The organism is Streptomyces sp. NPDC053426 (assembly GCF_055585405.1).
In genome coordinates this window covers 129,948-156,652 of the sequence record NZ_JBVJKE010000004.1, presented here as the reverse complement: position 1 = coordinate 156,652, position 26,705 = coordinate 129,948, and the positions used below count along the sequence as shown (strand labels likewise).

Annotated in this window: 28 protein-coding genes; 6 read left to right on the top strand and 22 right to left on the bottom strand. The window is 71.6% G+C overall.

Annotation, left to right across the window (positions count from 1 at the left end; translation table 11 throughout):
- Positions 1 to 210: 210 nt before the first annotated feature.
- Positions 211 to 1,374 (bottom strand): RNA-guided endonuclease InsQ/TnpB family protein, encoded by a 1,164-nt coding sequence (locus tag ACZ62B_RS10145; protein ID WP_468886423.1) that lies wholly within the window; start codon positions 1,372 to 1,374, stop codon positions 211 to 213.
- Positions 1,375 to 1,647: 273 nt separating this feature from the next.
- Between ACZ62B_RS10145 and ACZ62B_RS10140 the strand changes: the two genes are divergently transcribed.
- Complete coding sequence (locus tag ACZ62B_RS10140) at positions 1,648 to 2,955, top strand: 3-oxoacyl-ACP reductase (RefSeq protein WP_469689767.1); 1,308 nt, start codon at positions 1,648 to 1,650, stop codon at positions 2,953 to 2,955.
- 7 nt (positions 2,956 to 2,962) lie between these two features.
- Entirely contained in the window at positions 2,963 to 3,829 is an 867-nt protein-coding gene (locus tag ACZ62B_RS10135) for a MaoC family dehydratase (RefSeq protein ID WP_469689764.1), read from the top strand.
- Here ACZ62B_RS10135 and ACZ62B_RS10130 read toward each other — a convergent pair.
- The 11 genes from ACZ62B_RS10130 to ACZ62B_RS10080 all read right to left on the bottom strand — a co-directional run bounded on the left by ACZ62B_RS10130 (position 3,799) and on the right by ACZ62B_RS10080 (position 13,018).
- Positions 3,799 to 4,491 carry a TetR/AcrR family transcriptional regulator gene (locus ACZ62B_RS10130; protein WP_469689760.1) on the bottom strand — a complete coding sequence of 231 codons (693 nt, stop codon included), beginning with the start codon at positions 4,489 to 4,491 and terminating at the stop codon, positions 3,799 to 3,801. The two genes, ACZ62B_RS10135 and ACZ62B_RS10130, sit on opposite strands and share 31 nt — an antisense overlap.
- Before the next feature lie 24 nt (positions 4,492 to 4,515).
- Positions 4,516 to 4,692: a hypothetical protein gene (locus ACZ62B_RS10125; RefSeq protein WP_469689758.1), complete on the bottom strand. Its 177-nt coding sequence runs from the start codon at positions 4,690 to 4,692 to the stop codon at positions 4,516 to 4,518.
- Positions 4,693 to 4,744: 52 nt separating this feature from the next.
- Positions 4,745 to 6,886, bottom strand: a complete 2,142-nt coding sequence (locus tag ACZ62B_RS10120) for a LamG domain-containing protein (protein ID WP_469689756.1) — start codon at positions 6,884 to 6,886, stop codon at positions 4,745 to 4,747.
- 211 nt (positions 6,887 to 7,097) lie between these two features.
- Positions 7,098 to 8,429 (bottom strand): dicarboxylate/amino acid:cation symporter, encoded by a 1,332-nt coding sequence (locus ACZ62B_RS10115; protein ID WP_468719944.1) that lies wholly within the window; start codon positions 8,427 to 8,429, stop codon positions 7,098 to 7,100.
- Between the two features lie 67 nt (positions 8,430 to 8,496).
- A complete protein-coding gene (locus tag ACZ62B_RS10110) occupies positions 8,497 to 8,583 on the bottom strand; it encodes a putative leader peptide (RefSeq protein ID WP_311642580.1) in 87 nt (28 codons plus the stop codon).
- A 166-nt stretch (positions 8,584 to 8,749) separates the two neighbouring features.
- Positions 8,750 to 9,061: a DUF4229 domain-containing protein gene (locus ACZ62B_RS10105; protein WP_344565191.1), complete on the bottom strand. Its 312-nt coding sequence runs from the start codon at positions 9,059 to 9,061 to the stop codon at positions 8,750 to 8,752.
- Between the two features lie 96 nt (positions 9,062 to 9,157).
- Complete coding sequence (locus ACZ62B_RS10100; RefSeq protein WP_469689753.1) at positions 9,158 to 9,682, bottom strand: GNAT family N-acetyltransferase; 525 nt, start codon at positions 9,680 to 9,682, stop codon at positions 9,158 to 9,160.
- A 16-nt stretch (positions 9,683 to 9,698) separates the two neighbouring features.
- Positions 9,699 to 10,337: a UdgX family uracil-DNA binding protein gene (locus ACZ62B_RS10095; protein ID WP_468719942.1), complete on the bottom strand. Its 639-nt coding sequence runs from the start codon at positions 10,335 to 10,337 to the stop codon at positions 9,699 to 9,701.
- 248 nt (positions 10,338 to 10,585) lie between these two features.
- Entirely contained in the window at positions 10,586 to 11,749 is a 1,164-nt protein-coding gene (mqnE, locus tag ACZ62B_RS10090; protein ID WP_344565187.1) for an aminofutalosine synthase MqnE, read from the bottom strand.
- Between the two features lie 94 nt (positions 11,750 to 11,843).
- Positions 11,844 to 12,302: an Lrp/AsnC family transcriptional regulator gene (locus tag ACZ62B_RS10085; protein ID WP_344565185.1), complete on the bottom strand. Its 459-nt coding sequence runs from the start codon at positions 12,300 to 12,302 to the stop codon at positions 11,844 to 11,846.
- Between the two features lie 77 nt (positions 12,303 to 12,379).
- Entirely contained in the window at positions 12,380 to 13,018 is a 639-nt protein-coding gene (locus ACZ62B_RS10080; RefSeq protein WP_385045685.1) for a UbiX family flavin prenyltransferase, read from the bottom strand.
- Positions 13,019 to 13,169: 151 nt separating this feature from the next.
- Between ACZ62B_RS10080 and ACZ62B_RS10075 the strand changes: the two genes are divergently transcribed.
- A complete protein-coding gene (locus tag ACZ62B_RS10075) occupies positions 13,170 to 13,370 on the top strand; it encodes a DUF2191 domain-containing protein (RefSeq protein WP_344565181.1) in 201 nt (66 codons plus the stop codon).
- A gap of 23 nt (positions 13,371 to 13,393) precedes the next feature.
- Here the strand turns inward: ACZ62B_RS10075 and mqnP are convergent, their stop codons facing one another.
- Entirely contained in the window at positions 13,394 to 14,299 is a 906-nt protein-coding gene (mqnP, locus tag ACZ62B_RS10070) for a menaquinone biosynthesis prenyltransferase MqnP (protein WP_344565179.1), read from the bottom strand.
- On the bottom strand, positions 14,296 to 15,753 hold the full coding sequence (locus ACZ62B_RS10065; protein ID WP_469689751.1) for a menaquinone biosynthesis decarboxylase: 1,458 nt from the start codon (positions 15,751 to 15,753) through the stop codon (positions 14,296 to 14,298). The genes mqnP and ACZ62B_RS10065 overlap by 4 nt, the downstream gene beginning before the upstream one ends.
- 77 nt (positions 15,754 to 15,830) lie before the next feature.
- Here ACZ62B_RS10065 and ACZ62B_RS10060 point away from each other — a divergent pair, with 77 nt between their 5' ends.
- Positions 15,831 to 16,172: a PLD nuclease N-terminal domain-containing protein gene (locus ACZ62B_RS10060; RefSeq protein WP_469689749.1), complete on the top strand. Its 342-nt coding sequence runs from the start codon at positions 15,831 to 15,833 to the stop codon at positions 16,170 to 16,172.
- Between the two features lie 21 nt (positions 16,173 to 16,193).
- Here the strand turns inward: ACZ62B_RS10060 and ACZ62B_RS10055 are convergent, their stop codons facing one another.
- Positions 16,194 to 17,999: a serine/threonine-protein kinase gene (locus ACZ62B_RS10055; RefSeq protein ID WP_469690056.1), complete on the bottom strand. Its 1,806-nt coding sequence runs from the start codon at positions 17,997 to 17,999 to the stop codon at positions 16,194 to 16,196.
- Between the two features lie 173 nt (positions 18,000 to 18,172).
- Here ACZ62B_RS10055 and ACZ62B_RS10050 point away from each other — a divergent pair, with 173 nt between their 5' ends.
- Positions 18,173 to 18,772: a TetR/AcrR family transcriptional regulator gene (locus ACZ62B_RS10050; RefSeq protein ID WP_468881992.1), complete on the top strand. Its 600-nt coding sequence runs from the start codon at positions 18,173 to 18,175 to the stop codon at positions 18,770 to 18,772.
- A 34-nt stretch (positions 18,773 to 18,806) separates the two neighbouring features.
- Here the strand turns inward: ACZ62B_RS10050 and ACZ62B_RS10045 are convergent, their stop codons facing one another.
- From ACZ62B_RS10045 to ACZ62B_RS10035, 3 genes are all read right to left on the bottom strand, one after another.
- A complete protein-coding gene (locus ACZ62B_RS10045; RefSeq protein ID WP_469689746.1) occupies positions 18,807 to 20,669 on the bottom strand; it encodes a protein kinase domain-containing protein in 1,863 nt (620 codons plus the stop codon).
- Between the two features lie 161 nt (positions 20,670 to 20,830).
- Entirely contained in the window at positions 20,831 to 20,971 is a 141-nt protein-coding gene (locus tag ACZ62B_RS10040) for a hypothetical protein (protein WP_468719928.1), read from the bottom strand.
- A gap of 46 nt (positions 20,972 to 21,017) precedes the next feature.
- Complete coding sequence (locus tag ACZ62B_RS10035) at positions 21,018 to 21,782, bottom strand: CDP-alcohol phosphatidyltransferase family protein (RefSeq protein WP_344565167.1); 765 nt, start codon at positions 21,780 to 21,782, stop codon at positions 21,018 to 21,020.
- A 97-nt stretch (positions 21,783 to 21,879) separates the two neighbouring features.
- On the opposite strand from ACZ62B_RS10035, the gene ACZ62B_RS10030 reads away from it, so the two are divergent.
- A complete protein-coding gene (locus tag ACZ62B_RS10030; protein WP_344565165.1) occupies positions 21,880 to 22,338 on the top strand; it encodes a nucleoside deaminase in 459 nt (152 codons plus the stop codon).
- A 62-nt stretch (positions 22,339 to 22,400) separates the two neighbouring features.
- Here ACZ62B_RS10030 and ccsB read toward each other — a convergent pair whose 3' ends face one another.
- The 4 genes from ccsB to ACZ62B_RS10010 are packed head-to-tail and all read right to left on the bottom strand — an operon-like array spanning position 22,401 to position 26,700.
- Positions 22,401 to 23,534, bottom strand: coding sequence for a c-type cytochrome biogenesis protein CcsB (gene ccsB, locus ACZ62B_RS10025; protein ID WP_468886416.1), 1,134 nt, complete (start codon positions 23,532 to 23,534; stop codon positions 22,401 to 22,403).
- On the bottom strand, positions 23,531 to 25,267 hold the full coding sequence (gene resB / locus ACZ62B_RS10020) for a cytochrome c biogenesis protein ResB (RefSeq protein WP_468881999.1): 1,737 nt from the start codon (positions 25,265 to 25,267) through the stop codon (positions 23,531 to 23,533). Before resB ends, ccsB begins: the two co-directional genes overlap by 4 nt.
- Before the next feature lie 4 nt (positions 25,268 to 25,271).
- The gene (locus ACZ62B_RS10015; protein ID WP_344565156.1) at positions 25,272 to 26,045 is read right to left on the bottom strand and encodes a cytochrome c biogenesis CcdA family protein; all 774 of its coding nucleotides are present in this window, start codon (positions 26,043 to 26,045) and stop codon (positions 25,272 to 25,274) included.
- Between the two features lies 1 nt (position 26,046).
- Positions 26,047 to 26,700, bottom strand: coding sequence for a TlpA family protein disulfide reductase (locus tag ACZ62B_RS10010; protein WP_344565154.1), 654 nt, complete (start codon positions 26,698 to 26,700; stop codon positions 26,047 to 26,049).
- Between the last annotated feature and the right edge of the window lie 5 nt (positions 26,701 to 26,705).

Sequence of the window (26,705 nt, the reverse complement as noted above, 5' to 3'; positions counted from 1 at the left end):
GGGGGAACTGCGTGGTGCCACGACGTACGTGCCCCGCACGCCGGGGCGCTCACCGGTGGCCGTCGGGGAAAGGGGTCACCACCGGTCGGTGCGGAGATCGTACGGCCCTGACGTGGAAGGTCTGTGCGGGTCCGGGGACGGTCCCGGGCCGGGGGTGTGCAATGTTGCGGGTTACTTGACTGCTCCCTTGGGATGGAGGGGATTCCTGGCTCAGGCCGCCTTCCGGAGCGGCGCTCCGGGAGGTCTTGTGCCCTCGACACCAGCCGGGTCCAGACCTGCCCGGAGGAGCATCACGCGGGCGGAGTTCTTGTCCCTGGGGGAGACGGCTCCGCACGCGGTGCAGGTGTAGGTGCGTTCCGACAGCGGCAGGGCGTGCTTGGCTCTCGCTCCGCACCGCGCGCAATCCATGGTGGTGTGCGCGGGATGCACCAGACGCACATCCCGCCTGTGCTTGCGGCCCATCTCCAGCAGGGCCTTCTTCGTCGCGCCGATCGCGGCATCGGCCGCCTTGCGCGCCATGCTGGTTTTGGCGAGGAACTTCGGCCGGAAGTCCTCCACCGCGATCACGTCGTGGTCGCGCACGACCTTCTTCGCCCACTTGCGGGCGGTGTCCTGCCGCTGCCGGGCGATCTTCGCGTAGGTCTTCGCCCGCCACCGCTTCGCCTCCCGGTACCCCTTCGACGCCGCCTGCCCCCTCGCCGGTCTACGGCGGGCCATCATCCGGTCATAGCGGGACAGCTTCCCCTGCGCCTTCTCACCGTGCCGGGGGTGGGGCAGGTCGTGGGCATCGGAGGTGGTGGTGGCCGTCTCCTTCACTCCCCAGTCGACGCCGATTACCGCACCGGTCGTCGGCAGCGGCTCCAGCGGAGCGGGAACGACGAACGAGCAGTACCAGTCGCCCAGACAATCGCGGTACACCCGCACCGAGGACGGCTCGGCCGGGAGAGGGCGCGACCACACCACGGTCAGGACGATCCCACCCGCCAGGTGCAGCCGCCCGTTCTTGAGCGCAAAGCCACGCCGGGTGTAATTAAGCGATGGGTCGGTCCCGCGTTTCCTCTTGTGCCGGGGCATCCCGGCCCGCCGCTTCAGCGGCAGCCGGTCCTTGATGCCCTTGAGCGCCCTCGAGCGGGACGCGGCAAAGTCGCGGATGGTCTGCTGCTGGGGAACACTCGCGCCCTCACCAAGCCACGACGCCTTGGCGCGTGCATCGGTCAGCATCCTGTCGAGCTGCGCCGGACCGCAGGACAGCCTGCCTTCGGGATACGCCTGGTTGTGTGTGTGCACCTGACGCGACTTGGCGACGCATTCGTTCCACACCCACCGGCACCGCCCCCACTCCGCCTCCAGCCCCGTCCGAGCCGTGGCCGACACCCGCAACCGGTACGTGTACCGGGCGCGTCCACCCTCATCGGCCTTCCGCACTGCCACCCCCGGCACTCACCCCAATCACCTGACATCACACGACCGTACGCACGACACCCGAACAATCGCACCCACCTTCTCGTGCGATCGCCCCGATCAGTGAACGCTGGTACATGCGTTCACATCGCTTGACTCCACTGCGGAAGAGGGTAGTTGACATACCCTTACCTCCGGTAACCTTACTCCAGAGTAAGCAAAGCGAGACCACACCGGGAGTCCCCCATGGCCGACCGCTATCTGAGCTTCACCGGCACCGCGCCCGGCCGCTTCCTCACGCGCCGCCTGGGACTCCCCCGGCCGGCGCCGCTGCGGCGCTGGTCACCGGAGCGGCCGGACCTGGACGGCGGCCTGCTCCACCTCACGGCCGGCAAGTCCGGCCTCGACCTCGCCCCCGTCCTCGCCCGCACCGGACCCGCCCCGGACGACGCCACGGGCCGGCCCGCCGCCGTCGTCCTGGACGCCAGCGGGATACGGGACGTGGAAGGGCTCGCCGAGGTGCACGCGGCCCTGCATCCCGTCGTACGGTCGGTCGCCGCGAGCGGCCGGATCGTGGTGCTCGGCGCCCCGCTCGACCCCGCCGACCACCATCAGGCCGCCGCCCAGCAGGCGTTGGAGGGCTTCACCCGCTCCCTCGGCAAGGAGACCGGCCGGGGCATCACCGTGAACCTGGTCCGCCTCACCGACGCCCCCGCCGCCGAGTCCACCCTCCGCTTCCTGCTCTCCTCCAAATCGGCCTACGTCAGCGGCCAGGTGATCGGGGTCGGCGCGCACGAGACCGCCGCCCCGTACGACGCGGACCGTCCCCTGTCCGGCCGTACCGCCCTGGTGACCGGCGCCGCGCGCGGCATCGGCGAGGCGGTCGCCGAGACGCTGGCGCGGGACGGCGCCAAGGTGGTCGTCCTCGACGTGCCGGGGGCCGAGGCGGACGCCCGGCGCGTCGCCGAGCGGCTCGGCGGGACCGCGCTCCCCCTCGACATCACCGCCGCCGACGCGGGCGCCCGCATCGCCGAAGCCCTCCCCGACGGTCTCGACGTGCTCGTCCACAACGCGGGCATCACCCGTGACCGGCGGCTGGTCAACATGCCGGCCGAGCGCTGGAGCCCGGTGCTGGAGGTGAACCTGGCGAGCGTGCTGCGCACCACCGACGCGCTGCTCGCCGCCGGGACCCTGAGGCGCGGCGGGCGGATCGTCGCCACGGCGTCCATCGCGGGGATCGCCGGGAACGCCGGCCAGACCAACTACGGGGCGAGCAAGGCGGGCGTCACCGGCCTGGTCCGCGCCCTCGCGCCGCACGCGCTCCACGGGCACGGGGTGACGGTGAACGCGGTCGCGCCCGGCTTCATCGAGACGAAGATGACGGCCGCCGTCCCGCTGTTCATCCGGGAGGCCGGCCGCCGGATGAACTCCCTCGCCCAGGGCGGCCTGCCCATCGACGTCGCCGAGACCACCGCCTGGCTCGCCCACCCGGCCTCCGGCGCGGTGAACGGTCAGGTCGTACGGGTCTGCGGCCAGAGCCTGCTGGGGGCGTGAACCCTCCATGACGTCCGCACCCGCGCCCACCGTGGAGCTCTCCACGGCCCCCGCCCTCGCGCCGCTCCTCGCCCGCGGCGCCCTGCTGTCGCCCTTCAAGCGCCCCCGTCCCGACGCCACCCACCCCCGCACCCGGCTGGTGCTGCCCGCCCTGCGCGCCGGCACCGCCCGGCTCGCCGCGTACGAGCGGGTGTGCGGCTTCCCGACCGGCTCCGCGGCAGGCGAGGACACTCTGCCGGTGACGTATCCGCACGTGCTGGGCTTCCCGCTCGCCATGCGGCTGATGAGCGGGCCGGACTTCCCGCTCCCGCTCCTCGGCCTCGTCCACACGTCGATACGGATCACCCGGCACCGGGCGACACCGGCCACGGGCACGTACGGGCTGACGGTGCACGTCGACGGGCTGGCCCCGCACCGGCGCGGCACGCAGGCCGCCGTGGTCACCGAGATGCGGGACGGCGGGGACGTCGTATGGGAGTCGCGGAGCACGTATCTGGCCCGCCACCGGACCACCGGCCGGCCCGCGGGGCACGGACAGGAGGGGCGCGAACCGCTGCCCGCCGTCGCCGAGTGGCGGCTGGCCGGGGACGTCGGACGGCGCTACGGTGCCGCGTCCGGCGACCGCAACCCGATCCATCTGCACCCGCTCACCGCCCGGCTCTTCGGCTTCCCCCGCGCCATCGCGCACGGCATGTGGACCGTGGCCCGCTGCCTCGCCGCCCACGGCACCCCGGACGCGGTGGAGGTCCGCGCGGACTTCCGGGCGCCGGTGCTGCTGCCGGGGACGGTGACGTACGCGGCGGAGGGCGGACGCTTCGAACTGCGCGGCGGCGGCGACCGGGTTCACGTGACCGGGGAGGTCAGCCCGATCTGAGCCCCGGTGTCGGGCTCGGAGTCGTCCGGCGGGGTCCAGCGGCGGCCGGCCATCAGGTCGCCGAGCCCCGCCCAGGCGAAGTTCATCAGGGTCCCCGCCGCCTGCCGGGCCGTGACACCGGGGGTGGCGTTGGCCCAGTCCGCGAGGGACTCGGCGGCCCCGACCAGGGCCTCGGCGAGCCCCGAGACCTCGCGCTCGGGCAGATCCGGGTCCCGGTGGGCGTCGCGGGCGGCGGCCAGGATGAGCTGCGTCACGAACGCCACGATCTCCGCGCGCATCGCGGCGACCTCGGCGGCGAACACCTCACCGTGGGTGCGGGCCTGGAGGTGCAGCACCGCCCAGCCGTCCGGATGCCGGGCGGTGTGCGTGAAGAACGCCGTCAGACCCGACCAGAGCTGCCGGTCGGCCGGCAGCTCCGGGCGGGCACCGGCGCGCACGGCCTCGGTGAGGGCCTTCGCCTCGCGCCGGATGCACGCGGTGAACAGGTCTTCCTTGGAGTTCAGGTACAGGTACACCAACGGCTTGGACACGCCCGCCAGTTCGGCGATCTCGTCCATCGACGCGGCCATGTACCCCCGTTGACCGAAGGTCCGTACTGCGGCGTCCAGCATCTGCTGTTCACGGACCGCACGCGGCATCCGTTTCGTCTTCACGGCACCCATGGGACACAGCGTACGGTCCGTCTCCTACCGCGGGTCCCGGCCGCCGTCGTTTCCCGACCCCGTCCGGTCGCCGAGGACGGGCCGTTCGCCCGCCGTCAGCCGCGGCGGCGCGGTTCGTCCCGGGCCGCCGTGCGTGGACCGGTGCCGGAGGGCGACCGCCTCGGCGGCGTTGCGCGGGCTCCGCGCCCGCGTGCGTGCCACGGACGCCTTCCTTCCGTCCCCGGAGAATCCGGGGACGGAAGGCTGGAGGGTGTCAGCACAGGCAGGGGTCGGTCTCGTGTCCCAGGCCGATGACGTCGTCGTCCCGCAGAGCGCCCGCGTACGCCTGGAGCTCGTCCACCTCGCCCTTCAGGTACTCGCCCCAGCCGTCGGCCGTGCGGGCACGGCCCACCTGGAGCGGGCCGGTGCTCGTCCAGCCGTCGCGGAGGTGGGCGGTGGCGCCGGCATCGGTGTAACCGTCGGCGAACAGCTTGACCGTGTCGGTCGCGTCGTCGTAGACGACGGCCAGCCGCGTGCCCTGACCGCTGCTGCCGTCCGGCCTCGTGACCTGCGAGACGACCTTCTCCGGCGCGCCCGCCTCATCGCGTTCCGGCATGACCAGTTGCCAGGCGAACGCCGACGGGTCGTAGCGCAGCTTGAACGCGTCGGTGTGCTCACCGGCCTGTGAGAGGACCGTCATCGGCCGGGTGGCTTCGGCCTCCTCGATCTTGGCGACGACTCCGAGGGTGAAGCTGTCACCGGTGTCCACCACGGGGGCGTCGAGGACCGCGTGACCGCCTTCGCCGTCCAGCGCCAGGTGCCCCTCGCCGACCAGCGGGTACGGCTTCCACGGGCAGTCGGGGTCGAGGTCGGGGATGCAGGAGTCGTCCGGACCGCGGTAGATCGACGCGCCCGCTGCGAGCCGCAGTGGCGAACCGCCCTTGTTCTCGGGCGTGGTGCCGTCGTCGGCCGTGCTGAACGACCAGTGGCCGAGCGGGTTCGGCTTGCGGTGGGCCAGCTCGGTCACCTCCTGCGGGACGACGAGACGGTCGTACGCCCGGACGTCGCCGATGTCACCGTGCCAGCGCTGCCGGTAGCCGTTCTCGCCGCGGATCCGGCCGATCTGGAACGCGCCGTCCGCCCTGACCGGAGCGGCCTCGGCCTTGGTGCCGACCTCGTGGCCGTTGACGAAGAGCTGGGCGTACCCGGTCTCGGTGTCATGGACGCCGAGCAGGTAGGCCCATTCGCCGGCCTCGGGAGCACCGCCGGTGACCTTCGCGTCCCCGAGGGTGAAGGACCAGGAGGCGGTCGCGTCCCGCGGGGCCTCCAGAGCCAGGGCGTAGGCCGTGCCGGACGCGGTGTCCTGGCTCAGCACGGTCATGCGGCGGTCGTCCTCCGCCGGGCGCACCCAGGCGCCGACGGCGAAGGTCCTGCCGCTGTCGACGGCCGGGGCGTCCGTGGTGAGGAAGCCGTGACGGCTGCCGTCGAGGGTGGCCGTGGAGGTGAGCGGGGTGCCCGGGGGCACGGGACCGCCGAAGGTCACACCGCGTCCCGCCCGGGCCGCCTCGCCCTCCTCCGCGGCCGCCGTGGTGGAGCCGGCCTCGTCATCGAGCTTCCAGCGGGAGACGGGCGCGCTCGCCGCCTTCGGGAAGAACGTGTAGTCGGTGCGCCCGCTCACCCGGCCGGAGCGGTCGAGGGCCTCGGCGCTGAGGGTCTGCGGGGCGTTGCTCAGCGGGGCGAAGCGGATGGTGGCCGGGCCGCCGGGCTCGGCGGGGCGGACGGTGCGCCGCGTGCCGCCGAGGAAGGTGTACCGGTACTCGACGACGTCCGCCGAGGGGGAGTCCATGGTGAAGCTGCCGTAGATGCCGACCCCACCGACCCACCACGTCTCCTCCGGGTACTCCGGTGAGCTCACGACGGGGGCGGCCGGGCTCTCGTCGTCATGGACGAACCGGCACGCGGCGCCGGGCGCCTCGGAACTCCAGGGGGAGTCCGCCTCGCCGTCGTCGGCCCGGACGTGCCAGGAGATGACCGTGTCGGACGGGATGTCGGACGGCACGGTGATGCGGTGGACCCGGTCCGCGTAGGTCGGCTGGGTGGTGAAGGAGCGGCGCTGTTCGGTACCGTCCGGGTCCGACCACCAGATCTCGAACTCGGCGGTGACCTGCTCCGGGTATCCGATGCGGTCGTCCTCGACCGGATCGGTCAGCCGGGCCGTGAGGACCGGAGGGCGCCCGACATAGGCCGGCTCGTCGCCCGACGCGCAGTCCTTGAACTCGGTCTGCAGGTCCTGGACGGCGGGCGGCAGATTCGCCTGCTCCGCCGCGTACGCGGCGCCGGGCGTGACCACCCCCGCCACCATCGCCGCGAGGCAACTGCCCAGCAGCAGACCTCTCTTGCCCCATCTCCCCGACATGAACGAACACCCCTCCCCGGATGACGCCCGATCACCGAACAGTCGGGCGAGAGGAGGCTAACAACGGCCATCGGCATCGGCGATCAGGTTTTCTGACGGGTCGCCGGAAACGGTGCCGCGCGGAGAGGACGCCGCCGAAGCGCGAGAGGAGACGGGTGGATGAGGTCCCCGGGGCCGCTTGTCCGTGGTCCCGGGGACGGGGCGGGTGCGGTCAGACCGCCGCGGGGACCCGCTGGGGCTCGTCGGCCGGGTGCTCGTCCGCCGGGTTCTCGTCGACCGGGGAGGCGTGGACCGAGTCGTACGCCTTCCGGTCGAGCAGTCCCTCACGGGCGGAGACGATGACCGGGACCAGGGCCTGGCCCGCGACGTTGGTCGCCGTGCGGATCATGTCCAGGATCGGGTCGATGGCGAGGAGCAGGCCCACGCCCTCCATGGGCAGGCCCAGGGTGGAGAGGGTGAGGGTGAGCATGACCGTCGCGCCGGTGAGGCCGGCCGTGGCGGCGGAGCCCACCACCGAGACGAACGCGATCAGCAGGTAGTCGCCGACGCCGAGCTGGATGTCGAAGATCTGGGCGACGAAGATCGCGGCGATGGCCGGGTAGATGGCGGCGCAGCCGTCCATCTTGGTCGTCGCGCCGAACGGGACGGCGAAGCTCGCGTACTCCTTCGGTACGCCCAGACGCTCGGTGACCTTCTGGGTCAGCGGCATGGTGCCGACGGAGGAGCGGGAGACGAACGCGAGCTGGATCGCGGGCCAGGCGCCCTTGAAGAACTGCACCGGGTTGGCCTTGGCGACGGTCGCCAGCAGCGCCGGGTAGACGCCGAAGAGGACGAGCGCGCAGCCGACGTAGATGTCGGCGGTGAAGGTGGCGTACTTGCCGATCAGGTCCCAGCCGTAGGTGGCGATGGCGTTGCCGATGAGGCCGACGGTGCCGAGCGGGGCGAGGCGGATGACCCACCACAGGGCCTTCTGGAGGAGTTCGAGGACGGACTCGCTCAGGGTGAGGATCGGCTGGGCCTTCTCGCCGAGCTGGAGGGCGGCGATGCCGGCGACGGCGGCCATGAAGACGATCTGGAGCACGTTCAGCTCGGTGAACGGCGTGATCACGTCGGTCGGCACGATGCCGGTCAGGAAGTCGATCCAGGAGCCGGACTTCTCCGGCGCCGCGCCGTCCGCCGGGGTGAGGCCGGTGCCGGCGCCCGGGTTGGTGACCAGGCCGATGACCAGGCCGATCGCCACCGCGATCAGCGAGGTGATCATGAACCAGAGGAGGGTGCGCGAGGCCAGCCGGGCCGCGTTGTTGACCTTCCGCAGGTTGGTGATGGAGACCAGGATCGCGAAGAAGACGAGCGGGGCGACGGCCAGCTTCAGCAGGCCGATGAAGGTGCCGCCGACCTTCTCCAGGGTGGTGACCAGCCAGGAGAGGTCCTGGCTGCGGGCGAGCCAGCCGAGCAGGACGCCCAGGACGAGGCCGGCGAGTATCTGGGCCCAGAAGGGCGCGCGTATGGGCAGCTTGAACTGCGTGTTCGTGGACACGGACATGCTCCGTTGAGGGGGGACGCGTAAGGAAGGTGACGTGGGACCGGGGAACGCGGATGGCGGCGGAACGTCAGGGACGACAGTTCGCGGCGGTGACCCGGCAGAGGTCCACGTGCAGGCGCGCCACGAGCGGAACACTCCGGGGCGTGGGGAACACGGCTGCTGACTTCACCCGAAGACCGTAACACCTGAACTTTGAGATCCTCAAAGCCTTACTTTGACAGGTGGGAGGCCAAAGGCGCTCATACAACGCAAAGCGCCCCGATTTCCGGGGAAGTTCGGAAACCGGGGCGCCCGAGTACGGTGCGCGGATGTGACGGACGTTACGAGGCCTGGCCCTGCGCCTGCCCCTGCGTACGGGCGGCCTCGTCGGCCGTGTCCTCCATGTTGCGGTTGGCCTCCAGGTTGGCCTTGGCCCGGTCCACCCGCCGCACGATCCGCTCGGAGGCCCGGTCCCGCTCCTTGCGGAGCACGACGAAGCTGATCGGGGCCGAGAGCACCAGCGCGAGCAGCACGACCCACAGGCCGTTGGAGTCACCGAGGCCGCGCGGGGCGAGGCCGGAGTAGACGAGGCCCCAGACGACCACGAGGCAGCCCACGAAGATCCCGAGGCGCATCAGTGTGTAGCGGAGCATCTCATCCACTCTTCCCTGCGTACGGTCAGAACGTCCCGAAGGGACGACGTCCAGTGAAGCACGACCGGACGCGGATCTTTCATCGGGGTGCGGGGCTCAGGTCAGCGGCAGCAGCATGACGACGTCGTCGCGGTCGTCGCCCGGGGCCACGCGGATGGCGTCCGGGACCCGGCCGACCTCCTTGTAGCCGCAGGAGGCGTAGAAGCGCTCCAGTCCGAGGCCGCCGCGGCAGGTGAGCCGTATCGCCTCGATGCCGTCGAGGGTGCGGGCGGACTCCTCGGCGGCGGCGAGCAGGTCACGGCCGTAGCCCTTGCCCTGGTGGCGGGGGTGGACCATCACCGTGTAGAGCCAGAGCCAGTGGGTCATCAGGTGGTGGGTGTTGAAGGTGAGGAACGCCGTCGCGGCCACCCTGCCCTCCTCGTCGTGCCCGACGAGCAGGCGGGAGCGCTCCTCCGCCATCGACACGAGCTGGCGCACCAGGCCGGGGCGGATGTCCTCACGGGTCACGGGCGGTACGAAGCCGACCGCTCCGCCGGCGTTGGTGACATCGGTCCACAGGTCGAGGATGCCGTCGCGGAGGTCGGGGGTGACGACGGGATCGAACGTAAAAGTAAGGGGCATGCGGCGATACTAACCATTACCCCAGGGCTTGTGCAGCTACTTTCAGGTCGGCGACCAGCCCGCGGTACGCCGCCTCCCTGTCGTCCGCCCGCAGCACCGCCGAGGGGTGGACCGTGGGCACCAGCCGCTCGGGGCGCCCGTGGATCTCCTCCTCCAGCACCGTGCCGCGCACCCGGGTGACCCGGAACGAGGAGCCGAGCAGCGCCTTTCCGGCGGTGGCGCCGAGCACGACGACGATCTCCGGCTCGACGAGGGCCAGCTCGGCGGCGAGCCAGGGGCCGCAGGCGGTCGCCTCGCGCCGGGTGGGGGACTTGTGGATGCGGCGCTTGTGGGGTTCGGCCCGGGTGAACTTGAAGTGTTTGACGGCGTTGGTGAGGTACGCGTCCGCTGGGTTCAGGCCGGCTTCTTCGAGCGCCCGGTCGAGCAGTTTGCCCGCGGGGCCGACGAAGGGTTCGCCCCGCCGGTCCTCCTGGTCGCCGGGCTGCTCACCGATGAGCATGACGCGGGCGTGGGGGTTTCCGGTGCCGAACACGGTCTGTGTGGCGTCCCTGTGCAGGGGGCAGCCCCGGCAGTCCGCGGCTGCCTCGCGCAGGGCGGGGAGGCCGCCGCGGGACGGCACGAAGGGTTCCGCCGTGTAGGCGTCCTCGGTCACCATGGGGTCCGGGTACCCGCCGCGGGGGGTTCGGATCCGTGCCGGCTGCGGCTGCGTGGGGGTTGATCGCGCAGTTCCCCGCGCCCCTGAGGTGGGACAGGTCACCCGTGCTTCTCACGCACCGAGCGCCGGCCGCGACGGTCCGGGCCTCGCTTTTCGAGGTGCCGAGTCGGGTGGCGGGTGGGCGTAGGGCCGGGGGGCCAGGGGGCGGGAGCCCCCTGGCGGGGGCGAAGGGGCGGAGCCCCTTCGGCTCACACCCGCATCGGCTGGGGGGACTCCCGACGCGCCGGGTCGGGACCCTCGTACTCCCGGATGATCTCGTACCGCGTGTTCCGTTCCACCGGCCGGAACCCCGCGTCACGGATGAGGTCCAGCAGGTCCTCACGGGTGAGCTTGTTCGGCGTACCGAAGTCGTCCGCGTCGTGCGTGATCTTGTACTCGACCACCGACCCGTCCATGTCGTCCGCCCCGTGCTGCAGCGCGAGCTGCGCCGTCTGCACGCCGTGCATCACCCAGAACACCTTGACGTGCGGCACGTTGTCGAACAGCAGCCGCGACACCGCGAACGTCTTCAGCGCCTCCGCCCCGGTCGCCATCTGCGTCCGCGCCTGGAGCCGGTTGCGCACCTTGCCGTCCTTCATGTCCACGAAGTCGTGCTGGTAGCGCAGCGGGATGAAGACCTGGAAACCGCCGGTCTCGTCCTGGAGTTCGCGCAGCCGCAGCACGTGGTCCACGCGGTGGCGGGGCTCCTCGATGTGGCCGTACAGCATGGTGCACGGCGTCTTGAGCCCCTTCTCGTGCGCCAGCCGGTGGATCCTCGACCAGTCCTCCCAGTGGGTCCGGTGGTCGACGATGTGCTGCCGCACCTCCCAGTCGAAGATCTCCGCGCCACCACCGGTCAGCGACTCCAGACCCGCGTCGATCAGCTCGTCGAGGATCTCGGAGGCGGACATCCCGGAGATGGTCTCGAAGTGGTGGATCTCGGTGGCCGTGAAGGCCTTCAGCGAGACCTCCGGCAGCGCGGCCTTCAACTCCCTGAGCGAGCGCGGGTAGTAGCGCCACGGCAGATTGGGGTGCAGCCCGTTGACGATGTGCAGCTCGGTGAGGTTCTCCGACTCCATCGCCTTGGCGAGCTTCACCGCCTCCTCGATGCGCATCGTGTACGCGTCCTTCTCCCCCGGCTTGCGCTGGAAGGAGCAGTACGCGCAGGAGGCGGTGCACACGTTCGTCATGTTGAGGTGGCGGTTGACGTTGAAGTGCACGACGTCGCCGTTCAGCCGCGTCCGCACCTCGTGCGCCAGCCCGCCCAGCCAGGCCAGGTCGTCCGACTCGTACAGCGCGATGCCGTCCTCACGGGTCAGGCGTTCGCCCGCCCTGACCTTCTCCTCCAGCTCGCGCTTGAGCCCGACGTCCATGCCGATCCCTCTTTTCCTCTTCAGACAGACCCGGTCAACCGTACTCCCCCACCCTTCGGGCGGGGGGACCCCCAAACGGCGCTCCGCGCCCCGGCTACTCCATCTCCTCCGGCAGCTCACCGACGCGGTTCTCCCACTTGGTGGAGAGCACGATGGTCGTACGGGTCCGGGAGACGCCCTTGGTGCCGGTCAGCCGGCGGATGATCTTCTCCAGCCCGTCCACGTCACTCGCCCGCACCTTGAGCATGAAGGAGTCGTCGCCGGCGATGAACCAGCAGTCCTCGATCTCCTGCAGGTCCTTCAGCCGCTGCGCCACGTCCTCGTGGTCGGCGGCGTCGGAGAGCGAGATGCCGATCAGGGCGGTGACGCCGAGGCCGAGCGAGGCGGCGTCCACGGTGGCGCGGTAGCCGGTGATGACACCGGCCGCCTCCAGCCGGTTGATGCGGTCGGTGACGCTGGGGCCCGACAGTCCGACGAGGCGCCCCAGCTCCGCGTAGGAGGCCCGGCCGTTCTCTCTCAGGGCCTGGATGAGCTGCCTGTCCACCGCGTCCATCGAATCGAAGCCTTCCACTGGAACTGAAAAGGTCTGAAAGTTCTGCACGTGCCGGGTGTTGCGGTTGCGGGAAGTGCTCAGTCCGTACGGGATCCGCCGCCGAGCTCGCCCTTCCAGCGGCGGTAGAGCCGGTGCTCGACACCCGCCGCGTCGAGTACGCGTCCGGCGACGAAGTCCACCAGGTCCTGGATGTGCGTCGCGCCCGCGTAGAAGGCCGGCGAGGCGGGCACCACGGTCGCGCCCGCGTCGTCCAGCGTCACCAGGTGCCGCAGGGTCTGGCCGTTCAGCGGGGTCTCCCGTACGGCCACGATCAGCGTGCGCCCCTCCTTCAGGGTGACGCTCGCCGCCCGCTGCAACAGGTCCTTGGACAGCCCGAGCGCCACCCCGGCCACACAGGCCGTGGAGGCGGGCACGATCAGCATGCCCTTGCTCGGATACGACCCCGAGGACGGCCCGGCCGCGAGGTCACCGGCGGCCCAGTGCCGTACGCCGTCGAGGTCGACGGTGAACGTGTCCGGCTTGCCGTCCGCGCCCCGGGACAGCCATTCCCGCAGGTCGTCCCGCCAGTGGGCGTCCCGGAAGGCGATGCCGGTCTCGTCCAGCAGGGTGAGCCGGGAGGCCCGGCTGACGACGAGGTCGACACTCTCGCCCGCCGCCAGAAGCGCACGCAGCACAGCGGCTGCGTAGGGCGTCCCGGACGCCCCGGACACCCCCACGATCCAAGGCCTGCGCCGCGTTTCTCCTGCGTTCACATCTTGAGCCTACCGGCGGGCGGCGGGCGTCCGCGCTCAGGACCGGTCGGAGACCTTCGGACCCGGCGGTCCGGGCGGCTAGAGTGCGGAGACGACGCGGGGCGAAGGGGGAACGGTGGCCAAGGTCAGCATCAGTCTCGACGCCGAACTCGTGGTGGAGGTGATGGTCCTGGCGGGGGTCGGCTCGCCCCAGGACGCGATCGAGGTGGTCGTACGGGACTACATCGCCCGCGGCCACCGCACGGAGGCCCGCACCGAACTCAAGGACCAGGGCCTGCGCGAGATCGACGCCAAGCCGCAGGAACCCCAGGGCTGAGCACCCGGCCGCGCGCCGGCGCCCTACACGGTCAGGCCCCGCACCAGCAGGTCCAGCAGCGCGCACACGAACAACGCGATGCCGATGAAGCCGTTGACGCTGAAGAACGCCCGGTTCAGGCGGGTCAGGTCGTTCGGGCGGACGATGGTGTGCTCGTAGACGAAGGCCCCGGCCACGATCAGCAGGCCGAGCCAGAAGAAGGCGCCGGCGTCGGTGAGAAGGGCGTACCAGACGAAGAGGGCCGTCGTCACGGTGTGGCAGGCGCGGGCGCCCCAGATCGCGGCGGGGATGCCGAAGCGGGCCGGGACCGACTTCACGCCGATCTCGCGGTCGGTGTCGACGTCCTGGCAGGCGTAGATCAGGTCGAAGCCGCCGATCCAGATGCCGACCGCGAGGCCGAGGACGACGGCGTCCCAGGACCACGAGCCGGTGATCGCCAGCCAGCCGCCGACCGGGCCCATCGCCTGTGCCAGACCCAGGATGGCCTGCGGGAAGTTGGTGAACCGCTTGCCGTACGGATACACCACCATCGGGATCACGGCGACGGGCGCGAGGGCGAGGCAGAGCGGGTTGAGCAGGGCCGCCGCGCCGAGGAAGACGGCGAGGGCGACGAGCGCGCCCGTCCAGGCGTGCCTGACCGACATCGCGCCGGTGACCAGCTCGCGGTGGGCGGTGCGCGGGTTACGGGCGTCGATCTCGCGGTCGATGATCCGGTTGGCGGCCATGGCGAAGGTGCGCAGGCCGACCATGGCGACGGTGACCAGGAGCAGCCGGCCCCAGTGGATGTTCTCGTCCCACTCGTACATCGCGGTGAGGGCGGCGATGTAGGCGAAGGGGAGGGCGAAGACCGAGTGCTCGATCATCACCAGGCGGAGGAAGGCTTTCGTGCGTCCCGGCTGCTGCGGAAGCGCGGCGGAGGCCGAGGTCACAGTCCGTACTCCTTCCAGCGGCGGTCGACGAGCGCGGCCGTGTCCGGGTCGGACTCGACCATGTCGGGCCAGCCGCCGTCGCGCGTGTACCCCTCCTCGGGCCACTTCTTCGTCGCGTCGATGCCCGCCTTGCCGCCCCAGAACTGCTGGTACGAGGAGTGGTCGAGGTGGTCGACGGGGCCTTCGACGACGGTGAGGTCACGGGCGTAGTCGGTGTTGCCGAGGGCCCGCCAGGACACCTCGTGCAGGTCGTGGACGTCGCAGTCGGAGTCGACGACCACGATCAGCTTGGTCAGCGACATCATGTGGGCGCCCCAGATGGCGTGCATGACCTTCTGCGCGTGCTTGGGGTACTTCTTGTCGATCGAGACGATCGCGCAGTTGTGGAAGCCGCCGGACTCGGGGAGGTGGTAGTCCACGATGTCCGGGACGATGATCTTGAGGAGGGGGAGGAAGAAGCGTTCCGTCGCCCGTCCCAGCGGACCGTCCTCCGTCGGGGGGCGGCCGACGACGATCGACTGGAGCAGCGGGCGCTTGCGCATCGTCACGCAGTCGATCTTCAGGGCGGGGAAGGGCTCCTGCGGGGTGTAGAAGCCGGTGTGGTCGCCGAACGGCCCCTCGGGGAGCATCTCGCCGGGCTCCAGCCAGCCCTCGATGACGACCTCCGCCTGCGCCGGGACCTGGAGCGGAACGGTCTTGCAGTCGACCATCTCGATCCGCTTGCCCTGGAGGAACCCGGCGAACAGGTACTCGTCGATGTCACCGGGGAGCGGCGCGGTGGAGGCGTACGTCACGGCGGGCGGGCAGCCGAAGGCGATGGCGACGGGCAGGCGCTCACCGCGCCGGGCGGCCACCTGGTAGTGGTTGCGGCTGTCCTTGTGGATCTGCCAGTGCATGCCGATGGTGCGCTTGTCGTGGCGCTGGAGGCGGTACAGGCCGAGGTTGCGGATGCCCGTCTCCGGGTCCTTGGTGTGGGTCAGCCCCAGGTTGAAGAAGGAGCCGCCGTCCTTGGGCCAGGTGAACAGCGCGGGGAGCCGGTCGAGGTCCACGTCGTCGCCGTGCAGGACGACCTCGTGCACGGGGGCGTCCTGGGACTTCACCTTCTTCGGCGGTACGTGCGTCATCGCGCCGAGCTTCCCGAACGCCTCGCGCACCCCGACGAACCCGTGCGGCAGCTCGGGCTTCAGCAGCCCGCCGATCTTCTCGGAGATGTCCGCGTACGCCTTCAGGCCGAGTGCCTTCAGCAGGCGGCGGTCGGTGCCGTACACGTTCATCGCGAGGGGCATGTCCGAGCCGCGCACGTTCTCGAAGAGCAGTGCGGGACCGCCGGCCTTCTGCACCCGGTCGACGATCTCACCGACCTCCAGATACGGGTCGACCTCGGCCTTGATGCGCTTGAGGTCACCCTCGCGCTCCAGCGCCCTGAGCAGGGAGCGAAGATCGTCGTAAGCCATGCGGTCAAGTATCCCCGAGCGGTTACGCTGGCCCTGTACCGCCCACCGCTTTCGCTTGCTTTCGCTGGAGAGGCCCCATGCTGCGGGTGCTGATGTTCCTCGTGCCACTGGCCCTGAGCGTGTACGCGTTCATCGACTGCATCAGCACGAAGGACGACGACATCCGGCACATGCCCAAGCCGCTGTGGGCGATCCTCGTGCTCCTGTTCCCGCTGGTCGGTTCGATCTCCTGGCTGATCGCCGGCAAGAAGCGGCACCCCGCGGGCGGCACCGTCGGCTCCGCCTGGAGCCGGGGCGGTGGCGGCCGGCAGTGGGTCGCGCCGGACGACAACCCCGAGTTCCTGAAGTCGCTGGACGAGGAGAAGGACAAGGACAAGGACGACAGGCCGGGGGACGGCGAGCGGGGCGGGTCCGCCTGACCGTCCCGCGTCGGCCCCGCGTCAGCCCCGGGTCCAGCTCTGGGTGGCCGAGCCGCTGCACGTCCGCCGCATGATCATGCCGCTCGCGGAGACGTGCTCCAGGCACAGGTCGTGTTTCGCGAGGATCACGGTGCCGCCCGAACCGAGGCGCCACTCCTGGGCGTTGTCCGCGCCGCAGGTCGCGCTGTGCATCGAACCGTAGCCGGACAGGCAGGTGCCGGACGCCTGGTGGACGATCCGGTAGGTGCCGGAGGAGACGCTCCGCAGGCTCCAGCGGGCCGTCGCGGCGGTGCAGCCGCCCCCGCCGACATTGCCGTACGAGGCGGTGTCGGAGGCGACGAGGCACCGTCCGCTCGACGCGTTGCGCAGGGTGAAGCCGCTTGTCGACGGGGCCTCGGCCTCCGTGCCCGTGTCCGGGGAAGAGCCGTCCCCGCCGCTGCCGCCGCCCTTCGCGGCTCCGTCGTCCGCGTCCGAGCCGGCGCCCGCGCCCCCCGCCCCGGCCGCGGCCGGTGACTCCTGGGAGCCGGATCCCGGCTCGCCCGAGTCCTTCGGATCCTCGGGGTCCTTCGAGTCCTCGGGGTCCTTCGAGTCCTTCGTGGAGGACGCGCTGGTGGACGGCGACGGCTTCGCGGACCCGCCGGCCGTCCCCGACGGCGTCGCGGTGGCGGAGACCGTGACCGACGCGGAGGGGGCGGGTCCCGCCTCGTCGTCGGCGTCGAAGGTGTACGGCAGGAGCGTGAAGGCGAGGGTGGTGCCCGTCGCGACGACGACGGGGATGATCACGGGGATCACCCGGGTCCGGCGGCCGCGCTTCTCCCGCGCCGGCCCGGACGCCTCGGGCGCTTCCGGTTCCCTGGGCTTCGCCGGTTCCTCCGGCGCCTCCGGTTCCTCCGGGACGTCCGGAACGGTCGGCGTCCGCTCCGCGAACGCGGCCCGTTCGGTCAGCTGTGCCGTGACGGCCTCGGGCCACAGGGGCGGTCCGAACGGGCCGTGCCGGTCGGCGAGTCCGACCAGCTCGGCGGCGGTGGGCCGGCCCTCGTGGTCCTTGTCCAGGCAGGCCGCGACGACCTCGGCCAGCTCGGGGTCGAGGGCCCGTACGGCGTCGAGGTCGGGTTCCTCGTGCACGATCCGGTACAGCACGCCGTGCCCGGACTCGTCACCGAAGGGCGGCCGGCCGCTCGCCGCGTACGCGAGGACCGAACCCAGCGCGAAGACGTCGACCGCCCCGGTCGACCTGCGCGCCCCCGACGCCTGTTCGGGGGACATGTAGGCGGGGGTGCCCACCACCATGCCGGTGCGGGTGAGCTGGCTCTGTTCGGCGGCACGGGCCACGCCGAAGTCGATGAGGGTGAGGCCGTCGAGGGTGAGCATGACGTTGGACGGCTTGATGTCCCGGTGCACCATGTCCAGCGCGTGCACCGCGGCGAGCCCCGCGGCGGCCTCGCGCAGCAGCAGCCACAGCGCGGCGGCGGGCAGCGGCCCCCCGTGGGCTTCGAGGGCCTCGCGCAGGGTGAGGCCGGGGACGTAGGCGGTGGCGAACCACGGGGGCCGTGCGGTGCGGTCGCCCGCGAGCAGCGGGGCCGTGGCGTGTTCGGGTAAGCGGGCCAGGTTGTCCAGCTCGTGTCCGAAGCGGCGCAGGAAGTCCTTGTCCTCCGCGACGACCGACGGCAGCAGCTGCTTGACCGCGGCGTACCGCCCCTCGTGCACGCCCAGATAGACACGGCCCATGCCGCCGGCCCCGAGCCGTCCGACGAGCGGGATCGGTCCGATCCGTCGCGGGTCCTCGTCCTCCAGCGGCTCGGCGCCGCTTCCGCCCAGCTCGATCACGCCTGCCCCGTTGTCGTGTTCCGTCACCGCGCCGCTGATGACGGCCCGCCCGCTCCCCCGCGACGGGCGGACCGCACGTCGGCACGGGTCAGTCTGAACCAGCGCGGACTAGAATTGGAAGGGAATTCTAGAAATTCGCTCCAGAAGCACCTGGAAGGTACAACGACCCTGCGATGAGCCCCAAGCAGCACCGTGGCGAGGTCACCGCCGACCAGCTTCTGGACGCGGCGCTGCGCGTCTACGGGGAAGCGGGCGAGCAGGGCCTCACCGTCAGCGCGGTGACCGCGGCGAGCGGCGTCAGTCCGGGCAGCCTCTACCACCACTTCGGCAGCATGGACGGCCTGCTGACCGCCCTGCTGACGCGCTGGCTGGAACGGCTGCTGGTCCGGATGGTCACGGCCCTGGAGCAGTCGGACTCCGCCCGGGCCGGCGTCCGCGCCCTCGTGGAGGCGTACCTCGCGTTCATCCGCGACCACCGGGACGCGGGCCTCCTCCTGCACTCCTCCCGCGCCGACGAGATCGGGATGCGCCAGGCGAAGCAGTTGCGGGACGCCCAGGAGGCCCGGCTGTCACCGCTGTCCGCGTGGGTGGGCCGGCACGTCGAGTCGGGCGAGGTCGCGCCCCTGTCGGTGTCCCTGCTCGAGTCCCTGATCCTGGGGCCGGTCATCGGCGTCAGCCGCCGCTGGCTGACCCTCGGCGACGTCGACCTCGACGAGGCGGCCGCCGTCCTGCCGGACCGGATCTGGCGGTCGATCAGCGCGGATCCGGGGTGAGCGCGGGTGAGCGCGGGCGGGGCGCCGGGGCGGGTCAGCCGAGCTTCTTGATCCGGTCGGCGGTGAGGGCCCGGTCGAAGACCCGTACGTCCCGGACGGCGCCGGGGAAGAAGTCGACGGCCTGACCGCCGTACGACGCCCGGCCGATGACGAAGGGGCCGGTGGCGGACATCGGGGCGGTGTCCTCGGTCTCCGCCTCCTGTACGCCGTTGACGTACAGCCGCAGTGTGCGCGCCTGGCCGGCGCAGACGCCCACGAGGTGGGTCCAGACGTTCACGGCGGGCTCGCTGCGTCCGACGGCGCGCTGACCGGGGCGGGAGAAGGCCCAGCGGTTCCCCTCGACGGCGTACTGGAGGTAGAAGGCGCTGGCGTCCTCGGCGTCCTGGCTGACGGCGGTGGCCCAGTTCTCCGGCGCGGTGGAGAGCCGGACCCAGGCGGCGACCGTGAAGCTCCGGCCCTTTCCGGTCTCCAGCACCGGTCCCCCGGTGACGATCTGGCCGCCCCGTCCGTCGAAGACGGCGCCGCCTCCGCCGGGCCCCCAGGTGACGCCGGTCGCGGTGCCGTGGTGGCCGCCCACGGTGTCCCGCGCGACCGTGCCCGAGGTCTCGTCGAGGGGCCAGTGCCCGAGGGGCCGGGCGGGCCGAGGGGCGGAGGCGGAGGGTGAGGAGGAAGGGGAGGCCGAGGAGGGGGGCGTGGCCCGGTCCCGGTCCGCGGCGGCCGACCGGTTGAGCCAGAACCCCGCCCCGACACCGGCCGCGGCGACCGCTCCCCCGCCGACGCCGAGGAACAGGAAGGCCCGCCGGCTGCCGCCGCGTTCCCGGCCCGCCCGACGGCCGGTGGGCCCCGTCGCGGCGGGGTCGGGCTCCGGGGCGGCGCCCACCCGGGTGGCCCGGTCGTGGAAGCGCGGCGCCATCGTGGTCGCCTGCTGCGGCAGGGGGCCGGGTCCGGCGTCGCGCGGCAGTACGTTCGTCGGTGCCCCGGGGTCCGTGGCACGGGCGCCCGGGAAGGGCGTACCGGCCGGAGTCGGGGACCCGGGTGCGTTGCCCTGCCGCGACCGGGGGCCGAGGTGCCGCAGGGCCATCGTGCTCTCGTCGCCCAGTGCGCCGACCCGGGCGAGGATCTCCTGCGGGGTGGGGCGGCGGGCCGGGTCCTTGGCGAGGCAGTCGCCGATGAGGGCGTGCAGGGCGGGGTCGGTGACGGTGCCGATGTCGGGGGTGTTGTGCACCACGCGGTAGAGCAGCGCGGGGGTCGGTCCCTCACCGAAGGGATTGGCGCCGGTCGCCGCGAAGGCCAGCACCGCGCCCAGGCAGAAGACGTCGCTGGTCGGGGTGATCGCGTCGCCGTTGACCTGCTCGGGCGACATGAATCCGGGCGAGCCGGCGACGAGACCGGTTCCGGTGATCGAGTCGGCCTCGACGCTGCGGACGATCCCGAAGTCGATGACGCGCGGCCCGTCCTCGGCGAGCAGCACGTTGGAGGGCTTGAGGTCGCGGTGGACGAGGTTCACGGCGTGGATCGACACCAGCGCCTCGGCCAGCCCGGCCGCCAGCGCGAGGACCGCCCCCGCCTCGAACGGCCCCCGCTCGACGACCGCCTGCTCCAGCGAAGGACCGGCGATGTAGCTGGTGACCAGCCACGGCAGGGGCGCGTCCGGGTCGGCGTCGATGACCGGTGCGGTGAAGGCACCGCTGACCAGCCGGGCCGCCTGGACCTCACGCCGGAACCGGTCACGGAACTCGGGCCGGCGCACCAGCTCGGCGTGCACCACCTTGACCGCGACGAGCCGCCCGCCCGGGGAGCGCCCGAGGAAGACCCTGCCCATACCGCCCACGCCCAGCCGGCTCAGCAACCGGTACGCCCCGACGGAGTGCGGGTCGTCCGGCTCCAGCGCTGACACAAATGCCTCCTGGCGTGCGATCTCGGCCCGTGCGGGCAGGGCAAGCATAGAGCCATTCGCACCCGTGTTCGCCGAAGTGCCGTACGCCGTACGGCACTTCGACCATCACTCCCCTCTGGACGCCGCCCGGTGCCTCCGCGCGGCGTCGGGCACCCGGGAAGTCACCGTCGTTCGAAGACCTCTTCGGCCTTCAGGACGGTGACGGCGCGCCGGAGCCAGCGGCTCAGGGTCCGAGGATCGTCACAGCCGGTGATGCGCTCACGAGCGTCCTCGGGTACGTCGACGCCACGTTCCGCGAGCACCGCCAGGACGTCCTCGGCGGCGCGCCGCACCGCGCCCGGGGCGGGATCAGCGCAGGCGGGACGACGACAGGATCGACAGCAGGTGGGCCGGGACCATCACCCAGGTGATGACGGCGAGCGCGCCCAGGGCCCAGCGGGTCGGTTCGATGCCGTCGGTCAACGTGTCGGCCACCGCCGCGACGAGGAGGACCAGGGAGGCCTCGATGCCGTTGGTGACCCGGTGGATCTTGAACGCGGCGGCGATGCGGCGCACGGTCGCGACGCCCTCCGAGCGCGGGCGGGTGGACTCGTCGTCGGCGACGGTCAGGCCGCGGCGGGCGCGGGCGACGTCCACCAGGTCGGTGGAGGCCTTGAGCAGGACGACGCCGAGGGCGGTGGCGATGCCGACCGACAGCCAGCCGCCGGCGCCCGACTCGGCGGCGCGGTAGCCGGCGCCCGCCATCAGCGCCGCGTCGGCGAGGTACGCGCCGAGCCGGTCGACGTAGATGCCGGCCGCGCTGTTCTGGCCCTTCCAGCGGGCGACCTCGCCGTCCACGCAGTCGAAGAGCAGGAACAGCTGCATGAGGATCACGGCGAGGACCGCGCCGGTCAGGCCGGGGATCATCAGCGCGGCGCCGGAGGCCACTCCGCACACGACCATGGTCCAGGTGAGCTGGTCGGGGGTGACGGGGGTGCGGACCAGGTGGCGGGTGGTGCGCAGGGAGATCTTCCGCATGTAGAGGCGGCCGGCCCAGTGCTCGCCGTTGCGGCTGTCCATCTTGGCCCGCGGCTGGCAGACCTCCCGCAGCTCCTCCAGTACCGGAGCACCCATGACGTTCCTCCCCAGGCCCGACCACCGCGCGTGCGGCGATGATCGGGCCAGGGTACAGAGCACGTACGGCGGGCCGCCGACAGGGGACACTGACCCCATGGAGTCGATCGATCCGGTCACCGCCCGCGCCTGGCTCGCCACCGCCCTCGCGGAGGCCCGCGCCGGGCTGGCGGAGGGCGGCATCCCCGTCGGCGCCGCGCTGTACGGCGCCGACGGGAACCTGCTCGGCCGTGGCCGCAACCGCCGCGTACAGGACGACGACCCGTCGACGCACGCGGAGACCGCCGCCTTCCGCGCGGCGGGACGGCAGCGGTCGTACCGCGGTACGACGATGGTGACGACGCTCTCCCCGTGCTGGTACTGCTCGGGGCTCGTCCGGCAGTTCGGCATCTCCCGGGTGGTGATCGGCGAGGCGGTCACCTTCCACGGCGGGCACGACTGGCTGGCCGGGCACGGCGTGGAGATCGTGCTGCTGGACGATCCGGAGTGCGCCGCGATGATGCGGGGGTTCGTCGCCCGTCATCCACGGCTGTGGAACGAGGACATCGGGGACTGAACGACGAAGGCCGGCCCCCCATGACCTGGGTCACGGGCAACCGGCCTTCGTGGGGCGCGGGTTCAGAAGCCGACGGCTCCCAGCGCGCCCAGGCCGACGTCGGCGTAGGAGTGCTTGCCGGAGACGAAGATGTTGACGCCGTAGTAGTTGAACAGCCAGCAGCCGAAGGCGAGCAGGGCCAGGTAGGCGGCCTTGCGGCCCTTCCAGCCGGCGGTGGCGCGGGCGTGCAGGTAGCAGGCGTAGGCGACCCAGGTGATGAAGGACCAGACCTCCTTGGGGTCCCAGCCCCAGTAGCGGCCCCAGGCGTCGCCGGCCCAGATGGCGCCCGCGATGATCGTGAACGTCCACAGCGGGAAGACGGCCGCGTTGACCCGGTAGGAGAACTTGTCGAGGGACGCGGCGGCGGGCAGGCGCTCCAGGACGGAGGTGGCGAAGCCGCCGGGCTTGCCGCCGCTCGCGAGCTTGTTCTCGTACGCGTCCTTGAACAGGTAGAGGATCACGCCGACCGCGCCGACGTAGAAGACCGCGCCGCACAGGATCGCCGTGGAGACGTGGATGTACAGCCAGTACGAGTGGAGGGCGGGGACGAGCTGGTCGCTCTCGGTGTAGAGCCAGGTGACGGCGATGCCGAGGTCGAGGAGGACCGAGGTGGTGAGGAACAGGCCGAGCCAGCGCACGTTCTTCTTCAGCGCCAGCAGCAGGAGGTACACGCCGACCGCGGTGGTGGAGAAGGTGATGTTGAACTCGTACATGTTGCCCCACGGCGCCCGCTCCACGGACAGCGCGCGGGTGAGCACGCCGCCGAAGGCGAGGAGGAACGCGAGCACGGTGAGGGAGATCGCGATCCGTCCGTAGAGGTCGCCCTTCTCGTCGCCGCCGTGCGCTCCGGGCCCGTCGGGCACGTCGCGGGAGCCGGTGGCGGCGCGTACGACGACCTTCGGCCGCTCCAGTACGGCGGTGCCGCCGGCCTGGGTGACGGTGACGGCCGGTGCCTTCTTCTCCTGGACCGCCGCCTTCGGGGTGAGGGCGGCGGCGGTGCGGGCGACCTTGCTGCGGCTGCCGAAGGTCCACTCCGCGATGTACGCGAAGAAGGCGAGGGTGTAGACCGCCATCGCGGAGTAGATCAGCACGTTGCTGATCTCCGCGAGGTTCTCGTTGGCCGCGGCGGCCAGATCTGTTGCGGCGGCGAGAGTCATTTCTCAGCCCCTTCGGCAGGTACGGCTTCGGGATCGGTGTCTGTGTCTGTGTCTGTGTCTGTGTCCGTGTCCGTGGAATCGGACGGGGCCGGGGCCTGGTCGTAGAGGATCCCGGCGAGGTCGCCGAGTTCCTCGGGCACCTTCGCGGACTCGCTGCGGCCGAGGCCGGCCATCTCGACGACGGTCACGCCGTCGTCGCCGCGCACCGCGCGCACCCACACGCGGCGGCGCTGGATGAACAGGGAGCCGGCGAGACCGGCGATCGCGGCCACGGCACCGCCGAGCGCCCAGCCGCCGCCCGGCTCCTGGACGACCTGGAAGCCGGCCCACTCCTTGACGTCCTTCTCGAAGGTGACCGAGCCCGCGCCGTCCGGGAGCGTCATGGTCTCGCCGGGCATGAGCAGCTTCTTGAACAGCTCGCCCTCGGAGTCCTTGAACTCCTTCATCTTGGTCTTGTCCATCTGGTACACGCTCTGCGGAATGCCGGAGTCGGCCTTCAGGTCGCCGTGGTAGGCGGAGAGCGCGAGCACCGGATAGTCCAGCGCGGGGAACTGGGAGAGCATCGTGCCGGTGGCGGAGCCGCCGAAGGTGGGCACGAAGAAGGCGTTGAAACCGAGCTGCTCCTTCTTGCCCTCGGGGTTGCGGTAGCCGTCGAGGACCTTGACCACGCCGGAGGAGGTGACGTTGGAGTCGAGCGGCAGCAGCGGCACGGCGTCCTGGTAGACGATCTTCCCCTTGCCGTCGCGGACGGTCACGACGGGCGCGTAGCCGTGGCTGACGAGGTAGACCTTGGCGTCGCCGATCTCCAGCGGCTCGTTCACCTTGATGAGGGCCGTCTTCTCCTCGCCGTCGGCCCCCTCGGCGTAGGTGACCTCGGTCTGGTACGTGCGCGGGGTGCCCTTGTTGGGTCCGGTGCGCTCGTAGGTGCCGGTGAACTCCTTGACGTCGAAGCTGAACGGCTCCAGGTCGTCGTTGGTGAAGAGGTTGCCGGACTTGAAGTCGTCGTACTGGGTGAGCGTGTTGGCGAAGCCGTCGCCCTCGACGATCAGCTTGTTGCCCTCGGACTTGAAGAGCTGGCCCCAGCCGAAGGCGATCAGCATCACGATCAGCGCGATGTGGAAGAGCAGGTTGCCGACCTCGCGCAGATAGCCCTTCTCGGCGGCGACGGCGTCACCGGCGACGTGGGCGCGGAAGCGGCGCTTCTTCAGCAGGGCGAGCGCGGCCTCGCGGACGGCTTCGGGTTCGGCCTCGGTGCGCCAGGTGGTGTGGGCGGGCAGCCGGGTCAGCCGGCGGGGCGCGCCCGGCGGGCGGCCGCGCAGCTGGCCCACGAACTGCCAGGTGCGGGGCACGATGCAGCCGATGAGGGAGACGAACAGCAGGATGTAGATCGCGGAGAACCACACCGAGCTGTAGACGTGGAACAGGCCGAGCTTGTCGTAGACGGGCGCGAGGACGTCGTGCCGCTCGCGGAAGTCGGCGACCTTCGTCTCGTCGACCCCGGTCTGCGGGATGAGCGAGCCGGGGATCGCGCCGAGCGACAGCAGCAGGAGCAGCAGCAGCGCGACCCGCATGGAGGTGAGCTGCCGCCAGAACCAGCGGGCCCAGCCGATGACTCCGAGGGAGGGCAGGTTCGGCGCGTCCTCCCTGGGCGCGGTGGACAGCTGGGAGCCGGCGGCGCCGAGCTCCTGGTCGTCGCCGGCCTTGGGGGTGTCGTCGGTTGTCGTCTTGCTCATCGGGTCAGATCCCCACAGTGAAGCCGTTGGACCAGGTCTGCATCTCCGCCACGAGGCTGTTCCACGCGCCGGTCAGCAGGAGCACGCCGGTCACGATCATCATCGTGCCGCCGATGCGCATCACCCAGGTGTAGTGGCGCTTGACCCAGGCGAACGCGCCGAGCGCCTTGCGGAAGGCGACGGCGGCGAGCACGAAGGGCACGCCCAGTCCCAGGCAGTACGCGATGGTCAGTACGGCGCCGCGTCCGGCGCTCTCCTGCTGGGCGGAGAGAGTGAGTACGGAGGCGAGCGTCGGGCCGATGCAGGGGGTCCAGCCGATGCCGAACAGGGCGCCGAGGACGGGGGCGCCGACCAGTCCGGTCGCAGGCCGCTTGTGGAAGCGGAACTCGCGCTGGGTGAGCCAGGGCATCAGGCCCATGAAGAAGACGCCCATGAGGATCATGAGGACGCCGAGCACCTTGGACAGGACGCCCGACTGTTCCTGGAGGGTCTGTCCGAAGAAGCCGAAGAAGGCGCCGCCGGAGACGAACACGGCGGTGAAGCCGAGGACGAACAGGGAGGCGCCGGCGACCATGCGTCCGCGCCGGGCCTCGGCCAGGTCGGTGCCGGAGACACCGGTGACGTAGGAGAGGTAGCCGGGGACCAGCGGCAGCACGCAGGGCGAGAAGAAGGAGACCAGTCCGCCGAGCAGGGCGATGGGCAGGGCGACCAGCAGGGCGCCGTTGAGCACCGTGCCGTTGTAGCCCGTCTCCGCGGCGAGCGTGTGCAGGGCCGTCACGTCACTTCTCCGCGACGACCGGCTTGAGCATCTTCAGCAGGCGTTCCTCGCTGAGCGAGGTCAGCGAGCGGGCCGCGATCCTCCCCTCCCGGTCCAGGACCAGGGTGGAGGGGACGGCCTGCGGGTTGAGGGTGCCCTTCTCGAAGCGGAGCATCAGCTTGCCCTTGGGGTCGTACAGGCTCGGGTAGGGGATGCCGAAGTCCTCTTCGAAGGCGAGGGCGGCCGTGGTGCTGCCGTCCCGGGTGTTGATGCCGACGAACTGCACGCCCTGGTCGGCGTACTCCTTGGACACCTTGGCGAAGTACTTGGCCTCCGCGCGGCACGGGTTGCACCAGGAGCCCCAGACGTTGAGGACGACGACCTTGCCCTTGTAGTCGGCGACGTCGAGCTGCTTGCCCTCGATGGTCTCCCCGGACAGCTCGGGTGCGGCGACCCGCTTGCCCTCGGGGACCGTGGAGATGCCGTCGGTGCCGGTGACGAAGTTGGTGTTGCCGCCCCCGCCGGACGTCCCGCCCGAGCCGCACGCGGAGACGAGCAGCGCGGCCGCGGCGGCACCGGCGGCGGCCAGGGTGGCGCGACGGCGGACGCGGAGGGCGCGGTTCGAGCGGGGAACGACCCGGTTCGAGCGCTGGGGGGCGCGGCTGGCGGCACTCATGTGAA